Consider the following 22009-nt stretch of genomic DNA (forward strand, 5'->3'; position numbering starts at 1 on the left):
CGCGGCGGACCTGGGCATCGACCTGGACGCCCGCAGCCTGCACGGAGTGGAGGTCGCCCGATGAACGACCGGCGGCGGCCGATCCGCATGTGCGTACGCTGCGACCGGATCACGGACGCACCCGTGGTCGTCTCCGAGGTGCACCAGGCCAGTGGACCCGGCTTCACCGTGTACGCGTGCCGCGAATGCGCACCGCTGTTCCCACCGGTCCCTGACGCGTTCGACCTTCTGGGTGGTGAGCGGTGAGGCCGGAGCGCACGACGGAGCAGCTCACCGCGGACGCGAGAGAGTCCGGGCGGACGCAGGAATGCGAGGCGGGCGAGCATTCCTTCTGCGCACCTATGGAGGTGTACGCGTCCGACGACCCCGGCCCCGACGAGCAGCCGGTCTTCTCGATCACGTGCACATGCGCCTGCCACAAGCACTGAACACAGGCGGGGCTCCCTCACCACCACGTGAGGCGGGCCCCGCCTTCGCTCGCGCCATCACCGGCAGTCCTGGTACCCGGACCGGGAGTACTTCGCCGGCAGCGCCGGCGTCCACTGCGCCTACGACCCCGAGTGGAAGGCCGGTGACCCAACTCGACCTGGGAATACGGCATTCCACCAGCCCTCGGGCCACGCAGCGGGCGCTGACGGCGCCGCGTGTCGCAGGCAGACCGCGATCCTCCCGCAAATGAGTACGGGTACTCAGAGACCGCTATCAGACACGCCATTAGGGTGACGGCGGGAGCCCGGTTGGGCCGTAGTACAGACCCGATGGAGGGGCGCCGATGTCGTGGGACGAATGGGAACAGCTCAAGACCGAAGCCGGTGAACGCCGGGCAACTCGGATGCAGCTCAACCAGTTTCCGGATTCGGACCCGTCCGGTGTCGGCGGTGGTGACTCCTCCGGGCGGCTGAAAACGCAGAAGAAAGCCTGGACCCAGGCAGGTGAGGGCGTCAAGGGCCTGAAGGACGAGATCAGCAAGGGCCTCAAGAAACTGGAGGACGGGCAGACGGGCGTGGAGGACACGTCCGGGTGCCAGTCGGCGGCGGCGCAGAAGGAGCTGTACGTCTCCTGGAAGACGTACATCAGCAAGGTGAGCGGTCGCTGCGGCACGCTGGGCGGGCTGCTGGAACGGGCCGGGCGCGATCTGGCGATGACCGACAAGGCGATCGAGGAAGAGCTCCAGAAGGTCAAGGCGAAGTACAAGGACACCGAGGCCGTCGGTGGCCAGGCGAAGGGCCGGTGATCGAAGGTCATGGAGCTGGCGACCCTGAAGAAGTTCAAGCCCACCACATATGCGGACGCGGCTGACGGCTACCGCGCCACGGGCGAGATGGCCGCCAAGGCCAAGGATGCGATCGACATCCGGATCACTTCCGGCGTCAACGCGCAGCTGGACGGTCGGGCAGCGACCGCGGCCTTGGGCGAGCTCAAGGAGCTGTCGAAGAACTTGCACTACGTGCAGACCGAGTGCGGCCTGGTGAGCACCGCACTCAACGGCTTCGCATACGACATGGCCGCGGCCAAGCGGAAGCTGGACGCGGCCCTGGCGGATGCGCAGGCTGCCCACTGCACGGTGAAGCCCGACGGCTCGGTCAGCTTCCCTGCGGGCGGCGAAGAGGTCGACGGCAAGGTTCCGGAGGGCGGCACGGTCAAGGGCACGGGCGGCCCGTCCTCCCCGACGGCGGACGCGATCTACCGTCAGGCGGCGAACGCGCACCCGAACCCGAACTACGGCAAGGCGCTGGAGTTCGCGAACCGGATCGCCGACGCGGTGAAGGAGGCCACGGACGCGGACGCGAAGTGGGCACCGAAGCTGCGCGCGCTGAAGGCCGACGACGACCTGACCGTGTCCGACCGGGACTGGGCGGATGTGAAGTCGGACATGAGCGGTGTCCGTGACGCGGGCAAGGGCTACCTCGACTCTCTCCCCCATCCCCCGAAGGACGGCAGTCACAAGGACAACGCATCGTGGTGGAACGGGCTCAGCCCGGAGGGTCAGGCGGCGTGGCTCTCGCTGGAGCCGGCTGCTGTGGGGAAGCTCGACGGGCTGCCCTCCGCCGTCCGTGACGAGGCCAACCGCATCGTTTTCGACGAGAAGTACGCCCAATACCGGCTGGAACTGGCCGCGATCCCGAAGGCACCCGCCAACGAGTGGACGTGGATCACTGCGGGCATGTACCCGTCCAAGGTGCACACCGACGAGTGGATGGACTGGCACAGGCAGTACGGGGAGCGGTACGAGCAGCTCACCAAATCTCTCAAAGGTATGGACAGCATCCAGAAGCGCTTCGACCAGACAGGCCAGAACAGTCTGCCCGAGGCGTATCTCCTGGGGTTCAGCGCAGAGGGTAACGGCCGGGCGATCATCGCCAACGGAAACCCGGACACAGCCGACCACCAGGCGGTCTACGTGCCGGGAACGACGTCGAACCTGAGCAACATAGACGGCAATATCGACCGGATGGCCGGCGTATGGCGTGTGGCCAATGACGAGGCCGATGGCAAGGACGTATCCACGATCACTTGGCTTGGATACGACGCCCCGCAGGACATCTACAAGGACGCACCTTTCAGGCACTACGCGGATGACGGCGCCCCGGCCTTCAACCGATTCCTCGACGGTCTGGAGGAATCGCATACCGGCGCCTCGGGGACCCACCGGACCGTGATCGGTCACTCTTACGGCACGACCCTCGTGGGTTCCGCCGCCGACCATGGCACGCTTAACGCAGACGATGTGATCACTGCGGGCAGCCCCGGTGTGACAGTGGCCAGAGCCGAGGACCTGGATGTCCCCAAGGGGCACGTCTGGAATCAGGAGGCAGACGGGGACGTGGTACCAGATATCGGCCGCTGGGGACACGGCGGACATACATCGGGAAGCTACTGGGTGATCCCCAGTGATGAATGGTTCGGCGCCAACCAGATGGCCACGGACACTGAAGGCCACAGCGGGTACTGGGATGACAGTCCTGAGGGACCCTCTCAAAGCTTGAGGAATCAAGGCCTGGTCGTAGCAGGGAAGTACGACGACGTGAAGCTCAAGTAGCCCCACGCCATTCGGGTGCAATCCTAGCGACCTAACCGCCCTGTGCTCCGAACCCACTAAGCGAGGCATCTCGGCTTGAAGGCAAAACTGGGCGCATCAGCGCTCCTCATCACCATCGCACTGGCACCCCTCACTGGATGCAGCATGAATGACACCGAGAAGGCCATCCCCTTTGCGGGCACCAGCACGTCACGGTCCGCAGCCGACCAAATGGAGAAGGTATCCAGCCAGATCTACGATCTGATCGACGTCAAAGGGAAGGCATCCGATTCAAGCCCCGGGATCACGGATTGCGCAGGAAAGGATCGAGAGAAGCACTTTCGGGTCTTTCATTCATGGAGTTTCTATCCGACCTCGCCGAGTCAGTTGAACGAGGCGATGGAGCGACTCAAGGGAGAGTTGCCGAAAAGCGGATGGAAGATCGTCGAATACGGGCCGGACACCAGCAAGAATCGAAACCTTTCACTGACAGCCGACAACGATGAGAAAAAGACAAGCCTCAACATATCCCAACGCGCCAAGAATGATCCGCCCAAGCTGAGTTTGATGCTTGTGTCCGGCTGCTATGAGATCCCAGCCGGCCAGGAGATCGAGCGCTTCTGAGCCCGGAGCGGGAGCCGGACCACCGAAACCAGGTCGACGACGGTCTCGCGCCCTCCGGGGGCGCGATGTCCAGGCAGGCCGTGGTGGATCTTCTGCCGTGACTGCCTGGTCACCTCATTACGATTCCGAACGGGAAGGATCTTGGCCCCCGGCGCCAGCCCGAACGCCCCGTCCCCGCCGCCGCTCCTTCGGTACCGGCGATGTTCCCGCCATGCCCGTGCCGTGGCCGTCGCAGTCCGTCCACTCGTCGCGCTTGAGCACACGGCCTCGAAGATCTCATGGGCCACGTGACAGCATGAGGCGTCTCCGGGACAAGCGTGCGCCCCGCAGCTGCCGCATCCGAGTACCGGCGCACTCTCGGCTACGGAGGCGTGCGAGGCGAAAGCTCCAACTGCCCCATCGCCCGCGGCGGCACCGTCGACGCCGGAGCGGTACAAGTCCAGCGAGTCGCGCCACTTCTCGGCCGGAGGCACGAACTCCCCCGGCGGTGGCGGGAAAGTCGGCACCTCCAGCTTGTCCATCTCCGAAACCGACTGGTCGTACGCCTGCGCCAGCTTGCGCATCTCCGCGATGGCTTCCTGGCGGTTCGCCTCCCGGGTCACGCCAACGCCGCCTCCGCCTTGACTGCACCTACGAGCCGGACGTCACCACCGCCGCCTGGGGGCGGATCGGGAGGCGGTTGACCGGGCGGCCGGTGGCGGCGCGGACCGCGGAGGCGATGGCCGCGGGGGTGGTGACGACCGGGACCGCGCTGGCGGGCTTGGCGCCGAAGGGGGCTACCACGTCGCGTTCCTCGACCAGTTCCACGACGCGGATGTCGGGGGCGTCCAGGGCCGTCGGGAGGGCGTAGCCGGTGAGGTCGGGGTGGCGGACCAGGCCGCGGGGGGTGCGGAGGTTCTCGGTGAGCGCGGCGCCGAGGCCCTGGGTGACGCCTGCCTCTATGCGGGTGGCGAGTTGGGCGGGGTTGAGTACGCGGCCCACGTCCTGGGCGACCGCCAGTTCGACGACGCGGACCGAGCCGAGTTCGATGTCGACGTCGACCACCGCGCGGATCACGCAGAACGCGAGGCCGACGAACGCGTCGCCCTGGCCCGCCTCGTCGAGGGGTTCGGTGGGGTGGGGGCGGCATTGGGCGGTGGCCCACAGTTCCTTGCCGTCCAGGGCCTCCATCACCGTGGTCGACAGGACGCCGTCGTAGGACGTGATCTTGCCGTCGGCGATCTGGAGGAGCTCCGTGGACATGCCGAACTTGTGCGCCAGGGGCTGGAGTAGCTGGGTGCGGACCATTTTGGCCGCGCGTTCCACCGCGCCGCCCGACACCCATGTGTGCCTGCCGTGCGTCGCCGGGCCCGCCGGGGGCTGGTCCGTGTCCACGGGGGCCACGTGGACCTCTTCGACCCCCAGGACATCCTGGACGATCTGGCGGGCCAGCGTCGAGAAGCCCTGGCCCGTCTCCACCGCCGCGCACAGGACCGTCGCCACGCCGTCCTGGACCTTCACCGTCGCCGTCGACACCTCGTCCGTGCCCTCGGCGCCCAGCATGTGCACCATGCCCACCGCGTAGCCGACCCCGCGCCGGACCGCGCCGGGCTCCCCCGCGCCCTCCGGGCCGCCCGGCAGCAGCCAGTCCTCCTCCGACTCGGAGATGTCCATGGGGAGGGGCGGGAGGGGGTAGTCGCGGACGGCTTCCAGGAGCTCTGCCACCGGGGCAGGGCATGTGACCGTCTGGCCCGTGGGGAGGAGGTCTCCCGTCGCCAGGGCGTTGCGGAGGCGGAGTTCGGCGGGGTCCACGCCTAGCTTCGCGGCCAGTTTGTCCATCTGGCCCTCGTACGCCGCGCACACCTGCATCGCGCCCTCGCCGCGCACATGGCCGGAGGGCGGGTTGTTCGTACGGACCGCCCAGCCCTCGATGAACGCGTGGGGCACCACGTACGGGCCGCAGGCGAAGGCCACGGCCGCCGCGAGGGAGTCCGACGACGCGTCGGCGTACGCGCCGGCGTCCAGGAGGATCTGCGCCTCCACCTTCACCAGGCGGCCCTCCGCGTCCGCGTGGTGGCGGTAGCGCAGCAGTGTCGGGTGGCGGTGGCCGTGGCCCAGGAACGACTCCTCGCGGGACGCCGCCAGCTTCACCGGGGCGCCCGTGCGGAGCGCCAGCAGGCCGAGCGGGATCTGGAAGCCGGGGTCCTCGCGGTCGCCCATCGCGCCCGGGACGCCCGTCACGACGACCTTCACCTGGTCCGGCGCGAGCCCGAAACAGGCCGCGGCCAGGTCCCGGTCGGTGTGCGGGTCGGTGGACGCGGTGTAGATCTCCACACCGCCGTCCGGGCGCGGTACGGCGAGCCCCGCCTCAGCGCCGATCGGCGCCGGGTCCTGGCGGCCGATGCGGTACAGGCCCTCGACGACGACCTCGCCGGTGATGTCCGGGTCGCCGTAGCGGAGCGGGATGTGGCGGATCAGGTTGCCGTCGGGGTGAAGGGGTGGTGCCGAGAACGCCTTCTCCGGGTCCGTGACCGGTTCCAGCACCTCGTAGTCCACGATGATCGCCGCGGCCGCGAGGCGAGCGGTGTCCGGGTGGTCGGCGGCCACCGCCGCGATCGCCTCGCCGTGGTGGCGGACGACGTCGGCGGCGAAGACGGGGCGGTCGGCGACGGAGCGGCCGTACGCCGTGTCCCCGGGCACGTCGGCGTGGGTCACCACGGCCCGTACGCCCGGCATGGCCGCGGCCGCGGCCGTGTCGATCGCCCGGATGCGGGCGTGGGCGTGCGGGGAGCGGAGGACCGCCGCCCAGAGGAGGCCCTCGGCCCAGAGGTCGGAGGCGTACGGGAAGGTGCCCTCCGCCTTGGCGCGGGCGTCGGCCGACGGCAGCGACGCGCCGAGCCCGTGGACCGGCTGCTCCTGCTGGGGGGCGTCGACCGCCGGGATGGCGTTGGCCGCGTCGTTGCTCACGCCGTGCCTCCGTCGTGCGGGTGGGGGACCTGGTGCGGGATACGGACGTCGTGGTGCTCTTCGGGCGCGCCACCCGGGTTCGCCGCGGCGGCGCCTGCCTCGCGGCGCTCGGCGACCACCTCCTGTACGGCGCGGAGGGCGCCCTGGTAGCCGGTGCAGCGGCACAGGTTGCCGGACAGGGCCCGGCGGGCCTCCAGCTCGTTGGGCGCGTGGTTGCCCTCGAGGAGATCGTGCATGGTCATGGCCATGCCGGGAATGCAGAAGCCGCACTGGACGGCGCCGCAGCGGGCGAGGGCGCGCTGGACATCGGAGGGCTCGCCGTGCGCGGCGAGGCCCTCGACCGTACGGACCTCACTGCCGGCGGCGGTCGCCGCGGGCACCAGGCAGGAGGCGACCAGGCGGCCGTCCACCTGGACGTTGCACGCGCCGCACTCCCCCTGCGAGCAGCCGTCCTTGGCACCGGCCAGGCCGAGCCGCTCGCGCAGCACGTACAGCAGCGACTCACCGATCCACGCCTCGGTCACGGGGCGGTCGGTGCCGTTGACACGGAGCACATAGGAGACGTGCGGGTGCTCGTCGCTGTCCGGGACGGGGATGGGGATGGGGACGGGCGCGTCCGCGGGGGCTGCCGAGGTGTCGTCGGCGGCAGCTTCGGCGGCAGCGTCGGCCGTGGCGTCGGCCGTGGCGGAATCGGTCCCCCCGGGCCCGGGGGCCCGGTCGGGGTCCGGCTCCGGGGCCTTGACCGTGTCGGGTGCGGCCGGGTCGGACGTCGCGTCGGCCGTCGTCGGGTCGGCGGGCGTCGCGGCCGGGTCCTCGGAGGGGTCCGGGGCCGCCGTGGCCTCCGGGGCGATGCCCTCCGGGGGCGCGGTGGCCGCCGGGGCGGTGGCCGCCGGGGCGGTGGCCGTCCCGGGGACGGGGTCAGCCGGGTCAGCTGTGCCGTCCGCCGTCCGGGTGCCCGCGTCCAGGTGCGCCCGGTGGTCCTCCGGGGCCCGCTCCGGCCGGGGCTCGGGGGGCTGGACCGCCCACGGTGCCGACGCGCCCCCCGGCAGCGTCGCCGGTGCGGTGCCGTCCGACCAGGCGGGCGCGGCGGGCGGCTGCTGGGAGGACAGGCGGTACTCACCGGACTCCTCCGGCAGGTCGCCCCGCGCGACCGGGATGGTCCACTGACCGGTCAGGTCCGAGCCACCGGGAGCGAGCGGCTGCTCGGTCGCGAGCGCCTCCTGGAAGTTCCACTGCGCCGTGGCGTGCGGGTCGTCGATGCGCGGCGGTACGTAGCCGTGGCCGGGCGCCTCCAGCGGGATGCCGTCGAGCCCCACGTCGGGAGGCAGCTGGACGAACGCGGTGGCGTCGCCGTCGTACTCGCCCTGCGGCGTCGGCTGCCAGCCGGCGCCCTGCGGCTGCTCGCCGTGCGCGTACCCGTACCCGCTCGCGCGCCCGTACCCGCTCGCGCGGCCGTTCTCGTGCCCGTTCTCGTTCTCGTTCTCGTCGGTGGTCACGACAGCGCCCTCCCCAGTGCTCGTCGGGCCAGCACGGCGACCGTGCGGCGCAGTTGCAGTACGGCGGGCGGCAGCGGGGGCGGCTCCTCACCCTCGGCGGCCGGCGGCTGGTCCGGGATGCAGGCGGCCGCGACGTACTCGCCGAAGGCCATCAGGGCCTCCGGCGTCAGTCCCCGCTCGGCGTCCCAGTCGACGAGCGAGGCGATCCAGTGCTCGGCCTCCAGCGGGCGCAGCGGCATCGGCGCGATGGCCCCGACCGCGCAGCGCACCGCGCGCCGCGCCGGGTCCAGGACGACGGCGACCGAGGCGAGGGCGCGGCCCGGGCCGGTCCGCCCGGTGGCCTTCAGGAACACCTGCGGGGCGTGCAGCAGGGGCACCCGTACGAACGCGACGAGTTCGGCGGGCCCGAGCATCTCGCGGCCGGCCAGCAGGTGCGAGACGGGGATCTCGCGGCTGCCGCCCGGGCCGACGACGAGGAGATCGGCCTCCAGGGCGGCCAGGACGGGCAGGGAGTCGCCGGTCGGGGCGGCGGTGACGATGTTGCCGCCGAGGGTGCCCGCGTTGCGGATCTGCGGCGGACCTGCGGCGCGAGCGGCGGTGGCCAGGGCGGGGATGAGGGCGGCGAAGTCGGGGCGTCCCATCCGGGCGTGGGTGAGGCCGGCGCCGAGGAGGGCGTGGCCGTCCTGGTACTGCCAGCCGCGCAGCTCGTTGATGCGGCCGAGGCCGACGAGTCCGGCGGGGCGGAGCTGCCCCTTGTTGACGGCGGCCATCAGGTCGGTGCCACCGGCGACGGGCACGGCGGCGGGCATGGCGGTGAGTGCCGCCACGGCCTCGTCGAGCGAGGCCGGGAGCGTGACGGAGTGTGCCGTCCGCGGTGCGTGCGTGGTCAACCCAGCTGCCCCTTCCCGGTGTCCCGGCTGTCCCGGCTGTCCCGCCTTGTTGGCCGTACCGTACGTGCTCACAGCCCGGACGTGGAAACTGTGGCACATCTTCCAGGACGACCGACGCGAGGGTCCGCGAAGGATGGATCCGCCCGCGACCTCCCGTGACCTCCCAGGACTGGGAGAATGATCCGATTCGCCCGTCTTTGGCGGGACAGGTGGATTGCCACGCCCCGCCACCCTTGCGCGGCTTGTTCCTGGAGGGTCTCCGGAGAGGTCCCGGAGGTGTTCCGGAGAGGTCCCTGAGGTGTTCCGGAGAGGGTTCGAAGGGGTTCGCACGGGGGTTCGGAGAATGTCCACGGTCCCGGGGGCGGCGCGCGAGGTGCCGGTTCCCGCCGGGGTCACACGTTCGGGGGCGCTCCCTCGATCGGGCGTCCGACCACTCCAGGGCGCCGCTGCCACGGCAACGGGCCTGTGGGCGGCCGGTGATCGACGCCGAGTGCCTCAAGGCGCCGGCAGTGCACGCCCGCTCGCCGCTCGAAAGCGGTGAAGTCGCGCGCGGGAGGGTCGGGCAGGGTGACCGACCAGGCGACCTCGGCGAAGGCCGCGAGCCGGGGGAAGGTCTGGTAGTCGACACGGGAGCGGCTGTCGAGGACCTCCGTCCAGACGTTGGCCTGGGTGCCGATGACGTGCGGGGCGGCCTCGGCGGAGAGCCCGGGCGGCACGGGCTCGAAGCGGTAGACGTCCTCGAGGGTGCGGACGTATCCGATGGGTACGGGCTCATCGGCGCCGCCGTCCTGACGGTGGTCCAGATACACATGCCGCTCGGGGCACATGACGACGTCGTGGCCGGCTTCGGCGGCGGCGATCCCGCCGGCGTATCCCCGCCAGGACGACACGGCCGCGCCGGGGGCGAGGCCGCCCTCCAGGATCTCGTCCCAGCCGATGAGGCGGCGGCCCCGGTCGGCGAGCCAGCGGTCGAAGTGGCGGATGAACCAGCTCTGGAGCCCGTCCTCGTCGCCGACGCCGAGTTCCTTGATACGGGCCTGGGCGGTGGCGGACGCCTTCCACTGGTCCTTGGGGCACTCGTCGCCGCCGATGTGGATGAACGGGGAGGTGGCGGGCGGAAAGAGGTCGAGGACCTCCTCCAGGACGCCTTCGTAGAAGCGGAGGGTGTTGTCGGTGGGGGCGAGTACGTTCGGGTTGATGCCCCAGTTGTCCCAGACGGGAAGGGTGGTCGTGTCGATGACATCGGTGTTGCCGAGTTCCGGGTACGCGGCGATGGCCGCTTGCGAGTGGCCGGGGACGTCGATCTCGGGGACGACGCGGATATGCCGCTCGGTTGCGTACGCGACGATCTCGCGGATGTCGTCCTGCGTGTAGTAGCCGCCGTGCGGGGTCTCGTCCCACAGCGGGGAGGCGCGGTGCCCGCGTTTCGTACGGGCCCGCCAGGCGCCGGTCCCGGTGAGGCGCGGGTACCGCAGGATCTCGACGCGCCAGCCCTGGTCGTCGGTGAGGTGGAGGTGGAGGACGTTCAGCTTGTGCGCGGCGATGAGGTCGATGTAGCGCAGCACGTCGTCCTTGGGCAGGAAGTGCCGTGCCACATCGAGGAGCAGCCCGCGCCACGCGAACCGCGGACGGTCCTCGATCTCCATGGCGGCGACGCCAGCGGCGGCTTCGGGGCGGACGGGGGCGCGGCGGAAGGCGTCGGGGCCGAGGAGTTGACGGAGCGTCTGGCCGCCCCAGAAGACACCGGCCGCGTCGCCGCCCACGATCTCCACGTGCCCGCCCGCGGCCACGCCGAGGCGGTACGCCTCGGGGCCGAGCGCGGCGTCCAGACGGAGGCCGATGGTGTTCCCGCGTCGGCCGGCCCCCTCGGGCGCCGGCCGGAGGGGCAGCCCGAAGGCGGCGCCGAGCGTCGAGCGCAGCCAGCGCTCGGTGGTCTCCGTGCCGGGCGCGGCGAGGATCGTCGTACGGGCGTCGAGCACGAGTCCACGGCCGTACGGGCCGTCGACGCGCGCGGGTGCCGGAATGAGGTCCATCACGTCAGCCCTCCGGTCGTTGCACCATGCGCAACGGACGTTTCGCAGCGAACAACGGGCAGGAGCCTAGGGCGGACCGGACAGCCGGAACAAGGGCATGGAGCGGCCGGAGCAAGTGCGTGGGCCCACCGGAACAAGGGCATGGACCGGCCGGAACCAGGCCCGCGCGGCCATGGCACGGCAGAGGCTCTGGGTCGGTGTGCCCGCACGTCGCGCCGGCGCCCGTCCCGGGGGCCTCCCCGCGAGGAAGAGGTGGTGGGTCCCGGACGGCGCAGCGCCCGGAGGAGCCATGGCCAGGGGCCCCAAGCCCCGGCCGCCCCTGGAAAAGCTGTGACCTACGGCCCAGGGCCGTAGGTCACAGAGAGGTCGCAGACCGGGCGAGCCCGGGCGCGCACGGCCACGAGCGGAGATCCAGGGACCCCGCTCTGGCCCGCCGCCGCGAAGCCCACGTCCAGGGCCCAGGCCCCGCAGGGCGGCGGAGAGGCGGAGAGCCGTGTGCAGGGCCGGGCCGCGTGTCCCGGAAGAGCTGAGCCCGAGAGGGCTACTTGTCCTGGCCGCCCTTGCCGCCCTTGCCGCTCTTGTCCTTGTCGCCGCCGGCGCCCATGGACTCGTAGATCTCCTTGCACATGGGGCAGACCGGGTACTTCTTCGGGTCGCGGCCTGGGACCCAGACCTTGCCGCAGAGTGCGACGACGGGAGTGCCGTCGAGGGCACTCGCCATGATCTTGTCCTTCTGGACGTAGTGGGCGTAGCGCTCGTGGTCGCCGTCGCCGTGCGACACCTGTGGCGTCGGCTCTACGAGGGTCCCCGTACCTGCCCCGCGCTCGGGCTCAAGAGTGCTCATAACTGCCAAGGGTACTCACCCGTCGCGGCTTCAGTTCAGGCTCGGGTCGTCCGGGTACGTCGCGATCATGGCGAGTTCGCTGCGCTGCCGCCGCAGTACGGCCCGCCACAGCTTCTCGGGGCGCGGGGACGACACGTCGCCCGGCTCCGACTCGACCACGAACCACGCGCCCTCGCCCAGCTCGTCCTCCAGCTGACCGGGCCCCCAGCCCGCGTACCCGGCGAAGATCCGCAGCGAGCCGAGGGCGGGGCCGAGCAGCTCGGGCGGGGTCTCCAGGTCGACCAGCCCGATCGCGCCATGGACGCGGCGCCAGCCGAGAGGGCCCTCGTCGCCGGGGATCACGGCCAGGCCGAGCGCCGAGTCGAGCGAGACGGGGCCGCCCTGGAAGACCACTCCGGGCTCACCGGCGAGCGGCGCCCAGGGCTCCAGGATGTCGCCGACGCCGACCGGCGTGGGGCGGTTGAGTATCACGCCCAGGGAGCCCTCGTCGTCGTGGTCGAGCAGCAGCACCACCGCACGGTCGAAGTTGGGGTCGGCCAGTGCGGGGGTGGCGACGAGCAGCCGCCCTGCGAGCGAGGACACCTCGGTCATGGCAGACATGATCCCGCATCTTCGGCCCGCGCGGAGGGTCTGCGCCCCAGTCCGGCCCAACCGGAGGCGCGCACCGCGCGGAGGTGCGCCCGGCCACGCCCAGTGCGCACGCGCACACGGAAACGGATGGTGACGGTCCGCTAGGCCCCGGGGACGGAGGGTGTTGTGCCGAATTCATTACAAGGTCCGTCGCTCCGCGGCCTTACGGGAGAGGGGTGGAAGCCCCTTACCCTTTTCCCTGGCCCTTGCCCGACCTCCCCCAGCTGCGCAGGGGGAGCACCGACCGGAACGCGAGTTACATGACCGGCACTGACGATGTACTGCTTGTCCACGGCGGCACCCCGCTGGAGGGCGAGATCCGCGTCCGCGGCGCGAAGAACCTCGTGCCCAAGGCGATGGTCGCCGCGCTGCTCGGCAGCGCACCGAGCCGGCTGCGCAATGTTCCCGACATCCGCGACGTGCGGGTGGTCCGCGGACTGCTCCAGCTGCACGGGGTGACCGTCCGTCCCGGCGAGGAGCCGGGCGAGCTGGTCCTGGACCCGACACACGTCGAGTCGGCGAACGTGGCCGACATCGACGCCCACGCGGGTTCGTCGCGCATCCCGATCCTGTTCTGCGGCCCGCTGCTGCACCGCCTCGGGCACGCGTTCATCCCCGGTCTGGGCGGCTGCGACATCGGCGGCCGACCGATCGACTTCCACTTCGAGGTGCTGCGCCAGTTCGGCGCGAAGATCGAGAAGCGGGAGGGCGGCCAGTACCTGGAGGCCCCGCGGCGGCTGCGGGGCACGAAGATCCGGCTGCCGTACCCGTCGGTGGGCGCGACCGAGCAGGTGCTGCTGACTGCGGTGCTGGCGGAGGGTGTGACGGAGCTCTCCAACGCGGCCGTCGAGCCGGAGATCGAGGACCTCATCTGCGTACTGCAGAAGATGGGCGCGATCATCGCGATCGACACCGACCGGACCATCCGAGTCACCGGTGTGGACAAGCTGGGCGGCTACACGCACCGGGCGCTGTCGGACCGTCTGGAGGCCGCGTCGTGGGCGTCGGCGGCGCTGGCGACCGAGGGCAACGTCTATGTGCGCGGCGCGCAGCAGCGCTCGATGATGACGTTCCTGAACACGTACCGGAAGGTGGGTGGCGCCTTCGACATCGACGACGAGGGCATCCGCTTCTGGCACCCGGGCGGCTCGCTGAACGCGATCGCCCTGGAGACGGACGTGCACCCCGGCTTCCAGACGGACTGGCAGCAGCCGCTGGTGGTGGCCCTGACGCAGGCGGCGGGCCTGTCGATCGTCCACGAGACGGTGTACGAGTCGCGGCTCGGCTTCACGTCGGCGCTCAACCAGATGGGCGCGCACATCCAGCTGTACGGCGAGTGCCTGGGCGGCTCCGACTGCCGCTTCGGCCAGCGTAACTTCCAGCACTCGGCGGTCGTGTCGGGCCCGACGAAGCTCCAGGGCGCCGACCTGGTCATCCCCGACCTGCGCGGTGGCTTCTCGTACCTGATCGCCGCCCTGGCGGCCCAGGGCACGTCCCGTGTCCACGGCATCGAACTGATCAACCGCGGCTACGAGAACTTCATGCAGAAGTTGGTGGAGCTGGGGGCGAAGGTGGAGCTGCCGGGCGTCACGAAGGTCTGACGGCCACACCCCGGACCTCCGGCCGGGGGTCCGGGGGTCACCCCCGGGACAGCACAGCATGCAGAAGTCGACGGAGCCGGGGGCGAAGGTGGAGCTGCCGGGCGCCACGAAGGTCTGACGACCACACCCCGGACCTCCGGCCGGGGGTCCGGGGGTCACCCCCGGGACAGCACAGCACGCAGAAGTCGACGGAGCCGGACGCGCGAGCCGAGCCGCCGGGCGTCACGGCGGTCTGACAGAGCGTCACCCCGCCTGTGATGACAACGGCCCCCCGTGGTGTACGGGGGGCCGTTGCCGTTGTCGGTGCGTGGCGGAGGCCCTGGAAGGGCCGTACGCGGGCTTGTGGAAGGGCGGTCACCCTCTGCCGGGGTGACCGCCCTCTTCCACGCGCCTAGAGGGCTTACTTGCCCTTGGCGGCTTCCTTGAGCTTCGAGCCCGCGGAGACCTTCACGCTGTAACCGGCCGGGATGTTGATCGGGTCGCCGGTCTGCGGGTTACGAGCGGTGCGAGCGGCACGGTGAGTGCGCTCGAAGGTCAGGAAGCCGGGGATGGTGACCTTCTCGTCGCCCTTGGCGACGACCTCACCGACGGTCTCGGCGAGCGCGGCCAGCACGGCGTCGGCGTCCTTGCGGGTCACCTCGGCGCGGTCGGCCAGGGCGGCCACCAGCTCACTGCGGTTCATGTTGTTACTCCCGTGTTCTTCTTGCCTGTGAGGCGTGAGATCGAAGCCGATGCTGCCAGGGCCCTCGGACAGTGCTCGGACCCGGGTCTGCCGTCAGACCCTCGCGCCCGAATACGCATCCTGCCCCCACCAGCGGCGGGAAAGCCAATCCGGCACCCTCCGGAGTCACACGAAAAGCGCCACGGCCCCGTGCTGGTGACGTCCAGTCGGCTGCGCGCGCCGGCCGCGCGGAGACGTCCCGGAGACGAATCGCCACCCTACGGGCGGACGCGCACGCCCGCATTCCGCGACGCGCCGGGACGGTGCCCGGAGGCCGCCGGGACGGTGCCCGGAGGAGGCCGCCGGGAGGGTGCCCGGAGGCCGCGGAGGCGGGGCGGGGGTGCCGCATGCCGCCGCACCGGGTCAGAGCGGCGTCTCGCCCCCCGTGGCGGCCTTCGCGGCGTTGCGCACGGCATCTGCCACCGCGCCCGCGACCTTGTCGTTGAAGACCGACGGGATGATGTAGTTCGGGTTCAGTTCCTCGTCGGTGACGACCTCGGCCAGGGCGGTCGCCGCCGCGAGCATCATGTCCGTGTTGACCGTACGTGACTGGGCATCGAGCAGGCCGCGGAACACGCCAGGGAATACCAGCACGTTGTTGATCTGGTTCGGGAAGTCGGAGCGGCCGGTGGCCACGACGGCGGCCGTCTGGCGGGCGATCGCCGGGTCGACCTCGGGGTCCGGGTTCGCGAGCGCGAACACGATCGCGTCGTCCGCCATGGCGGCGACGTCGTCGCCGTTGAGGACGTTCGGGGCGGACACGCCGATGAATACGTCAGCGCCGACGACCGCTTCCTTCAGCGTGCCGGTGACGCCCTCGGGGTTGGTGTTGTCGGCGATCCAGCGCAGCGCGGACTCGGGGGCAGCGTCCACCAGGTCCTCACGGCCGGCGTGCACGACGCCGTGGATGTCGGCCACGACCGCGTGCTTGACGCCCGCCGCGATGAGCAGCTTCAGGATGGCCGTACCGGCCGCGCCGGCGCCGGACATGACGACGCGGACGTCGCCGATGGACTTGCCGATCACACGCAGCGCGTTGGTGAGGGAGGCCAGGACGACGATCGCGGTGCCGTGCTGGTCGTCGTGGAAGACCGGGATGTCGAGGGCCTCGCGGAGCCGCGCCTCGATCTCGAAGCAGCGGGGCGCGGAGATGTCCTCGAGGTTGATGCCGGCGAAGCCGGGGGCGATGGCCTTGACGATCTCGACGATCGCGTCGGTGTCCTGGGTGTCCAGACAGATCGGCCACGCGTCGATGCCGGCGAACCGCTTGAACAGCGCCGCCTTGCCCTCCATGACCGGCAGCGCGGCCTTCGGGCCGATGTTGCCGAGGCCGAGGACGGCGGAGCCGTCCGTCACGACCGCGACGGAGTTGCGCTTGATGGTGAGGCGGCGGGCGTCCTCGGGGTTCTCGGCGATCGCCATGCACACGCGGGCCACGCCCGGGGTGTAGACCATGGACAGGTCGTCACGGTTGCGGATGGGGTGTTTCGACGCCATCTCGATCTTGCCGCCGAGGTGCATCAGGAACGTACGGTCCGAGACCTTGCCGAGGACGACGCCCTCGATGCCGCGGAGATTGCCGACGATCTCGTCGGCGTGCGCGGTGGAGGTGGCCGCGATCGTCACGTCGATCCGCAGCTTCTCGTGGCCCGACGCGGTCACGTCGAGGCCGGTCACGGAACCGCCGGAGGACTCCACGGCCGTGGTGAGCTGCGAGACCGCGGTTCCGCTCGCGGGCACCTCCAGCCGGACCGTCATCGAGTACGAGACGCTGGGCGCCGTTGCCATGGCCGACTTCCTCTGCTTTCCCTAGCTTCGCTGCCGCCCCGGGACGGCGGTGGCCGTGCGGGGCCCTCCGATGGTCGCACCTACCTGCGAGTAGCAGGTAATACGGTCTTTTTGTTTTCGGAAATTGTTTTCCACCATACGAGATAGCGGCAGCAAAAAGGAAGCGGGTCCACGTCATCGCCTGGATGAGGTGGACCCGCTTCCCACGTTCAGTGACACCGACCCGCCATGCTCGCCTCGCGGCAAGTGGTCGCTCGAAGCGACGAAGGTTGGGCCCGGGGGCTTGGATCGAGCCGGTGCCGTACACAGGCTAACAAACCGGCCCGGCGGGCGATTCCCACACGGCAGGATCGGCCCGGATCGGCCCCGATCGGCCCCGCGTCAGTCCCTCAGGAGGTCCGGGACACCGTCGGCGTCCGGCTCGTCACGCCGCCCCGACACGACCGTGAGCTGCTGCGTCGCCCGGGTCAGCGCCACGTACAGCACCCGCAGGCCGGCCGGGGACTCGTCGGCGACCTCGGCCGGGGAGACGACGACGGTCGCGTCGTACTCCAGGCCCTTCGCCTCCAGGCTGCCCAGCGCCACGACACGGTCGCCGAGGTCCGCCAGCCAGGCTGCGGCCTGCTCGCGCCGGTTCATGGCGACGACTACGCCCACGGTGCCGTCCACGCGGTCCAGGAGGCGCCGCGCCTCCTCCCGCACGGTCCCGGCCAGGTCGTGGTCCCCGGCGGCCACGAAACGGGGCTCCAGGCCCGTCGAGCGGACCGCGCGCGGGGACTCCGAGCCCGGCATGGCCAGGGCCAGGATCTTGGCGGCGAGCTCGGCGATCTCGGCGGGGTTGCGGTAGTTCACGGTGAGCGTGAAGCGGCGGCGCGGGCGGGTGCCCAGCGCCTCGTCCCGCGCCTCGGCCGCCTCGTCCGGGGCGGACCAGGACGACTGGGCCGGGTCACCGACCACCGTCCATGTGGCGTGCCGGCCTCGGCGGCCGACCATGCGCCACTGCATGGGCGTGAGGTCCTGCGCCTCGTCGACGATGACGTGGGCGTACTCGGTGCGCTCCTGGGCCAGCCGCTCGGCGCGCTCGCGCTGGGACTCCTCCCGTGCGGGCATCAGCTCCTCCAGGCCGGTGAGCTGGTCCAGCGGGTCCAGCTCGCGCTTCCTGCGAGGCTTGGCGGGGGCGCCGAGGAGCGTCTGCAGCTCGTCGAGGAGTGCCACGTCGTGGACGGAGTACGCGTCCCGGCGCAGCGAGCGGGCCAGGCGGCGGACCTCACCGGGATTGAGGACGCGGCGCGCCCAGCGGCCGAGGCGCCTCTCGTCGGCCATGGCGGTGAGGACCCGGCGCGGGGTGAGCTCGGGCCACCAGGCGTCCAGGAACTCCGTGAAGGCGTCCTCGGAGGTGACGTCCTCGTCGAAGGAGGAACGCAGCTCGGCGGCGAGCTCGGGGTCCGTCTGGCGGGTGCCCGCGCCCGTCCTGGCGTACAGCGCGTCGAGGAGGAGGCGCCGGGCGCGCGGGCGGAGGAGGTTGACGGGAGCGGTGCCGCCGAGGGCGTTGTGCCGGATGCGCTGGAGCTCGTCCGCCGCCAGTTCGACGCGCCGCCCGAAGGCGACGACACGGAGCCGGTCGGGTGCCTCGCCCAGTTCCAGGGCACCGCGCGCGGCCTTGCGGAGGACCTTCAGCATCCGGGACGAGCCCTTGACGCGGGCGACGGCGGGGTCGTCGTACGCGGTGGCCTCGACTCCGTCGACCAGGCTGCCCACCGCGCGGATGGCGACCTGCCCCTCCTCCCCCAGCGAGGGCAGCACGCCCTCGGTGTACGCGACGAGCAGCGGCGTCGGCGACACGATGAGGATGCCCCCGGCGTACCGCCGCCGGTCCTGGTAGAGCAGGTAGGCGGCCCGGTGCAGCGCGACGGCGGTCTTCCCGGTCCCGGGCCCGCCCTCGACGTACGTCACGGACGCGGCGGGGGCGCGGATGACCAGGTCCTGCTCCGCCTGGATGGACGACACGATGTCGCGCATGGTGTGGCTGCGGGCCCGGCCGAGCGCCGCCATGAGTGCGCCGTCGCCGATGACGGGGAGCTCGCCGCCGTCGAGGGTCGCGGCCAGCTCGGGGCGCATGAGGTCGTCCTCGACGCCGAGGACCTTGCGGCCCTTGGACCGGATGACCCGCCGCCGCACGACCCGGCCGGGGTCGACGGGCGTGGCCCGGTAGAACGGCGCGGCGGCGGGGGCGCGCCAGTCGATCACGAGCGGGCTGTAGTCGGAGTCGAGCACCCCGAGGCGGCCGATGTGCAGCGTCTCGGCGATGTCGGCGGTGTTGTCCGGGCGTACGGCGTCGTCGGCGGGCTCGACGGAGGTGTAGGCCCCGTCGGGGCCCTTCTTGCCGTCCTTGCCGCGGAGGAGGTCGACGCGCCCGAAGAGGAAGTCCTCGAACTCGGCGTTGAGCCGGTTCAGGTGCACACCGGCGCGGAAGACCTGGGCGTCCCGCTCGGCGAGCGCACCCGGCGTGCCGACCTGGCCGCGCTTGGCGGCGTCGTGCATGAGGAACTCCGCCTCGTGGATCTTCTCCTTGAGGCGGCGGTACACCTGGTCCAGGTGGTCCTGCTCGACAGCGATCTCGCGATCCCGGATCGTGTCGACCCCACGGTCGGCTTCCTGCGCGGCCACCGAGGCCCCCTTCTGACGTGCACTGGGCAGCCGTCGAGGGTACGCCACCTTTCACGCCCCTGCCAGGCGCACCCACGCCTCGGCGCGGCCCCGCGGCCGCCCGGCGACACCCCGCGCGCCGTCCGTGGCGGTGGGCGGCCGCCCCTCGTTCCCGGGCACGGGTGCACCGGGAAGCCGGGCGGCACGGAGGGCGGGCGGACAGACACCGGCAGCGCTCGCCCGTGTCCGGGTACGAGCGCTGCCGGTGTGCCGGCCCTGAGCGGTCCGGCTAGGTGGGGATCTTGACCAGGCTGTGGCCGTCGAAGGTGCGGACCTCGAAGTGGGCGATGTCGTTGCGGTCCATGGCGGCGCCGCCATGGACGTACAGCGGCTTCTTCGCCATCTCCTGGGGGCTGTCCGCGATGCCGTAACCCCACTTGGGGACGGACCAGGAGGTGACGACCTCCTCCTCGCCCGTCTTGGAGACGGCGACCAGCCGGCACTTCAGCGGGCCCTTCACGTTCTTCAGCTCCAGCATCGCGTCGGTGCCCCAGCCCTTCGCCTCCATCCCGACCGTCGCGCTGACCTTCGTCGTCGCGTCGGTCGCCGTGACCTTCTCGGTGAGCCCCCGGAAGGCGTCCTCCGCGGCCACCCGCGAGGTCGTCGGCGCGTCGTTGGACAGGGCGCCCACGGCGAGCGCCGGGCCGCCGATGATCAGGACGGCCGCCGCCGCGACCATGTACCGCGCCCGGCGGTGCCGCCGCGCGCGGTGGACGGAGACCTCGTCGACGAGTCGGTTCAGCATGGGCGGGCCCGCCTGGACGGCGGGCGCGGGAGGCGGCGGTGGCGGCGCGGCCACCGGTCGCTCACCGGGGCCGGGCGCCTCCGCCAGCATGGCGAGCATGGGCGCCATCCCGGCCAGTTCGTCCAGCCGCGCCGCGCACACCCCGCAGCCGGCCATGTGGGCCTCGAAGGCGGTGGCGTCGGCGTCGTCGAGCACTCCGAGCACGTACGCGCCGACGGAGTCGTGGATCGACCCGTCGGCGTACCCCTCGCCGTAGCCGTGCGTCGTCATGCCGATACCCCCCTCTCCTCAAGAGCCAGCTTCATCGAGCGAAGTGCGTAGAACACCCGGGACCGTACGGTCCCACTGGGTATCCCCAGGGTCTTGGCGGCCTCGTTGACCGTACGCCCCTTGAAATACGTCTCGATCAGGACTTCCCGGTGAGCCGGGGTCAAATCATCGAGAGCGTCGGACAACGTCATCAGCCACAGCGCCTTGTCGATCTCGTCCTCCGCGGGCATGACCTCCAGCGGCGACGGATCGACCTCCTGCGGCCGGGCCTGCCGGCTTCGGTGGCCGTCGATGACGATGCGCCGGGCGACCGTCACCAGCCAGGGTCGGACAGAGCCGGTAGCCCGATTGAGCTGACCGGCGTTCTTCCAGGCACGGATGAGCGTCTCCTGTACGACATCCTCGGCTCGCTGGCGGTCGCCCGCGACGAGGCGCAGTACGTAGGCGAGCAGCGGTCCGGCGTGCTCGCGGTAGAGGGACCGCATCAACTCCTCGTCCGGGACAGGATCGTTGACATGCGATGACTCCGCGCGATGCCGGGCCCGACGCGTCACCCGACGGTCATCGGCCACGGCGGCATCCTTGCGCACCTGAACCTCCCGGTCGAGACCCTGTCCGACTCCTTGCCCCCATGACTACGGAGGCCGGTCGTGGATCACTCAACGCGGGCCGGAAATTTCTCAGGGGATTTCGCGGGAGCGGCCGTTACGCGCGCGGTGGCGGGCGACTCGCTCCCGGTTGCCGCACATCTCGCTGGAGCACCAACGGCGCCGACCGCCACGTGAAGTGTCCAGGTAGACGCGGTGGCAGTGGTCGCCCTCGCACTGGCGCAGCCGGGCCCGCGCCTCGGGGTCGGTGAGCAGTTCGACCGCGTCGCGCGCGAGGGCGGCGAGCAGGGCGCCGCAGCCGGGCGGTGCGCCCAACGCCCGTACCAGTCGCCCGTCCTCGCCGCGTACCGCGCACGGCGCGGGCGGCGCGGCGGCCGCCGCCAGGACGTTGACCCGCTCCAGGGCGCCCGGCACGTCCGGGGTGTGGCCGTGCAGTTCGGCGCGGACCAGTACGCCGACATGGGCGCGGAGTTCGGCGAATCGTTCCACCCAGTCGTCGTCCACGGCGGGCAGCGGTGTGCCGGGCGGTACGAGCCCGCACCCGACGAGCCACCGGGCGAGCGGCCCGGGCCCGGCGGGCGGCTCCGCCAGCAGGTCCAGACAGCACCGCCCGGGGTCGAACCTCCGCTCGCCGCCCATGTGCCAGTCACCGCCTCGGGTCACCGCCTGGATGTCCGACTCTTCAGGGTGCCCGCCCCGGCCGTCCGCCGGAACCCCACCTACATCGCCGTCGCGGGGAAGAGGCTGTGATCTCACAGGCGACGTCGTCGCCCCCGGGCGGACATACGAACCGCCGCGCCGACATACGAGCCGCCGCCGAGATGCGGGCTCGGCACCGAGCGGCGCCCGGAGAGCCGGTCAGGCGCCCGGAGAGCCGGTCGGGCGACCAGAACCCGTCACGCACGCGCGCGCTGCGCCGGGACTGCGCCCGAACCCGCCTGAGCCCCCGTGGCCTTGGTCACGTGCGCGGCACGCCGGCTCGCGCACGGGGCGCCGGTGCCGGGTGACGAGCGGCCGGGGGCGCGGGCGCCGTAGCCCGCTTCTCGCGCGCGCAGGGGCCTGCCGAGGGCGGCACCGGAGGCGCGCCC

General features: G+C 71.7%; 19 protein-coding genes. 6 read left to right on the forward strand and 13 right to left on the reverse strand.

Annotated elements, in window-relative coordinates; all coding sequences use genetic code 11:
• The first annotated feature begins 60 nt into the window (after positions 1-60).
• The 5 genes from FVS66_RS13755 to FVS66_RS13775 all read left to right on the forward strand — a co-directional run bounded on the left by FVS66_RS13755 (position 61) and on the right by FVS66_RS13775 (position 3643).
• Entirely contained in the window at positions 61-246 is a 186-nt protein-coding gene (locus FVS66_RS13755; protein ID WP_149180258.1) for a hypothetical protein, read from the forward strand.
• On the forward strand, positions 243-428 hold the full coding sequence (locus FVS66_RS13760; protein WP_149180259.1) for a hypothetical protein: 186 nt from the start codon (positions 243-245) through the stop codon (positions 426-428). The genes FVS66_RS13755 and FVS66_RS13760 overlap by 4 nt, the downstream gene beginning before the upstream one ends.
• 344 nt (positions 429-772) lie before the next feature.
• Positions 773-1234 carry a hypothetical protein gene (locus tag FVS66_RS13765; RefSeq protein ID WP_187645519.1) on the forward strand — a complete coding sequence of 154 codons (462 nt, stop codon included), beginning with the start codon at positions 773-775 and terminating at the stop codon, positions 1232-1234.
• Positions 1235-1243: 9 nt separating this feature from the next.
• Positions 1244-3040 (forward strand): alpha/beta hydrolase, encoded by a 1797-nt coding sequence (locus FVS66_RS13770; RefSeq protein ID WP_149181480.1) that lies wholly within the window; start codon positions 1244-1246, stop codon positions 3038-3040.
• Positions 3041-3184: 144 nt separating this feature from the next.
• Positions 3185-3643 carry a hypothetical protein gene (locus FVS66_RS13775; RefSeq protein ID WP_262386987.1) on the forward strand — a complete coding sequence of 153 codons (459 nt, stop codon included), beginning with the start codon at positions 3185-3187 and terminating at the stop codon, positions 3641-3643.
• Positions 3644-4273: 630 nt separating this feature from the next.
• On the opposite strand, the gene FVS66_RS13780 is transcribed toward FVS66_RS13775, so the two are convergent.
• From FVS66_RS13780 to FVS66_RS13805, 6 genes are all read right to left on the reverse strand, one after another.
• Positions 4274-6589 carry a xanthine dehydrogenase family protein molybdopterin-binding subunit gene (locus FVS66_RS13780; RefSeq protein ID WP_149181482.1) on the reverse strand — a complete coding sequence of 772 codons (2316 nt, stop codon included), beginning with the start codon at positions 6587-6589 and terminating at the stop codon, positions 4274-4276.
• Positions 6586-8085 carry a 2Fe-2S iron-sulfur cluster-binding protein gene (locus FVS66_RS13785; RefSeq protein ID WP_149181483.1) on the reverse strand — a complete coding sequence of 500 codons (1500 nt, stop codon included), beginning with the start codon at positions 8083-8085 and terminating at the stop codon, positions 6586-6588. The genes FVS66_RS13780 and FVS66_RS13785 overlap by 4 nt, the downstream gene beginning before the upstream one ends.
• Complete coding sequence (locus FVS66_RS13790) at positions 8082-8975, reverse strand: FAD binding domain-containing protein (protein ID WP_149181484.1); 894 nt, start codon at positions 8973-8975, stop codon at positions 8082-8084. The genes FVS66_RS13785 and FVS66_RS13790 overlap by 4 nt, the downstream gene beginning before the upstream one ends.
• Positions 8976-9367: 392 nt before the next feature.
• Entirely contained in the window at positions 9368-11008 is a 1641-nt protein-coding gene (locus FVS66_RS13795; protein WP_149181485.1) for a beta-N-acetylhexosaminidase, read from the reverse strand.
• 541 nt (positions 11009-11549) lie between these two features.
• Positions 11550-11852, reverse strand: a complete 303-nt coding sequence (locus FVS66_RS13800) for a DUF3039 domain-containing protein (protein WP_149181486.1) — start codon at positions 11850-11852, stop codon at positions 11550-11552.
• 30 nt (positions 11853-11882) lie between these two features.
• The gene (locus FVS66_RS13805; protein WP_149181487.1) at positions 11883-12443 is read right to left on the reverse strand and encodes a YqgE/AlgH family protein; all 561 of its coding nucleotides are present in this window, start codon (positions 12441-12443) and stop codon (positions 11883-11885) included.
• 299 nt (positions 12444-12742) lie between these two features.
• Here FVS66_RS13805 and murA point away from each other — a divergent pair, with 299 nt between their 5' ends.
• A complete protein-coding gene (gene murA / locus FVS66_RS13810) occupies positions 12743-14083 on the forward strand; it encodes a UDP-N-acetylglucosamine 1-carboxyvinyltransferase (protein WP_149181488.1) in 1341 nt (446 codons plus the stop codon).
• 400 nt (positions 14084-14483) lie between these two features.
• Here the strand turns inward: murA and FVS66_RS13815 are convergent, their stop codons facing one another.
• From FVS66_RS13815 to FVS66_RS35450, 7 genes are all read right to left on the reverse strand, one after another.
• Entirely contained in the window at positions 14484-14765 is a 282-nt protein-coding gene (locus FVS66_RS13815; RefSeq protein WP_017237029.1) for an HU family DNA-binding protein, read from the reverse strand.
• Positions 14766-15167: 402 nt separating this feature from the next.
• The gene (locus tag FVS66_RS13820; protein WP_149181489.1) at positions 15168-16592 is read right to left on the reverse strand and encodes an NAD-dependent malic enzyme; all 1425 of its coding nucleotides are present in this window, start codon (positions 16590-16592) and stop codon (positions 15168-15170) included.
• A gap of 381 nt (positions 16593-16973) precedes the next feature.
• Positions 16974-19259 carry a UvrD-helicase domain-containing protein gene (locus tag FVS66_RS13825; RefSeq protein ID WP_149181490.1) on the reverse strand — a complete coding sequence of 762 codons (2286 nt, stop codon included), beginning with the start codon at positions 19257-19259 and terminating at the stop codon, positions 16974-16976.
• Between the two features lie 268 nt (positions 19260-19527).
• Positions 19528-20313: a zf-HC2 domain-containing protein gene (locus FVS66_RS13830; protein WP_149181491.1), complete on the reverse strand. Its 786-nt coding sequence runs from the start codon at positions 20311-20313 to the stop codon at positions 19528-19530.
• Positions 20310-20903 carry a sigma-70 family RNA polymerase sigma factor gene (locus FVS66_RS13835; protein ID WP_149181492.1) on the reverse strand — a complete coding sequence of 198 codons (594 nt, stop codon included), beginning with the start codon at positions 20901-20903 and terminating at the stop codon, positions 20310-20312. Before FVS66_RS13835 ends, FVS66_RS13830 begins: the two co-directional genes overlap by 4 nt.
• A 90-nt stretch (positions 20904-20993) precedes the next feature.
• Positions 20994-21560 carry a CGNR zinc finger domain-containing protein gene (locus FVS66_RS13840; protein WP_149181494.1) on the reverse strand — a complete coding sequence of 189 codons (567 nt, stop codon included), beginning with the start codon at positions 21558-21560 and terminating at the stop codon, positions 20994-20996.
• A gap of 257 nt (positions 21561-21817) precedes the next feature.
• The coding region (locus FVS66_RS35450) for a hypothetical protein (RefSeq protein ID WP_222946930.1) at positions 21818-22009 on the reverse strand (192 nt) is incomplete at its 5' end.

The organism is Streptomyces sp. TRM49041 (assembly GCF_008271805.1).
GTDB lineage: Bacteria > Actinomycetota > Actinomycetes > Streptomycetales > Streptomycetaceae > Streptomyces.

What these genes read in the sequence shown, in the direction of transcription:
- FVS66_RS13755 (WP_149180258.1), top strand. Translation starts at nt 61, where the DNA reads ATGAACGACCGGCGGCGGCCGATCCGCATGTGCGTACGCTGCGACCGG.
- FVS66_RS13765 (WP_187645519.1), top strand. Translation starts at nt 773, where the DNA reads ATGTCGTGGGACGAATGGGAACAGCTCAAGACCGAAGCCGGTGAACGC.
- FVS66_RS13770 (WP_149181480.1), top strand. Translation starts at nt 1,244, where the DNA reads ATGGAGCTGGCGACCCTGAAGAAGTTCAAGCCCACCACATATGCGGAC.
- FVS66_RS13775 (WP_262386987.1), top strand. Translation starts at nt 3,185, where the DNA reads ATGAATGACACCGAGAAGGCCATCCCCTTTGCGGGCACCAGCACGTCA.
- FVS66_RS13795 (WP_149181485.1), bottom strand. Translation starts at nt 11,008, where the DNA reads ATGGACCTCATTCCGGCACCCGCGCGCGTCGACGGCCCGTACGGCCGT.
- FVS66_RS13800 (WP_149181486.1), bottom strand. Translation starts at nt 11,852, where the DNA reads ATGAGCACTCTTGAGCCCGAGCGCGGGGCAGGTACGGGGACCCTCGTA.
- FVS66_RS13805 (WP_149181487.1), bottom strand. Translation starts at nt 12,443, where the DNA reads ATGACCGAGGTGTCCTCGCTCGCAGGGCGGCTGCTCGTCGCCACCCCC.
- murA (WP_149181488.1), top strand. Translation starts at nt 12,743, where the DNA reads ATGACCGGCACTGACGATGTACTGCTTGTCCACGGCGGCACCCCGCTG.
- FVS66_RS13815 (WP_017237029.1), bottom strand. Translation starts at nt 14,765, where the DNA reads ATGAACCGCAGTGAGCTGGTGGCCGCCCTGGCCGACCGCGCCGAGGTG.
- FVS66_RS13820 (WP_149181489.1), bottom strand. Translation starts at nt 16,592, where the DNA reads ATGGCAACGGCGCCCAGCGTCTCGTACTCGATGACGGTCCGGCTGGAG.
- FVS66_RS13830 (WP_149181491.1), bottom strand. Translation starts at nt 20,313, where the DNA reads ATGACGACGCACGGCTACGGCGAGGGGTACGCCGACGGGTCGATCCAC.
- FVS66_RS13840 (WP_149181494.1), bottom strand. Translation starts at nt 21,560, where the DNA reads ATGGGCGGCGAGCGGAGGTTCGACCCCGGGCGGTGCTGTCTGGACCTG.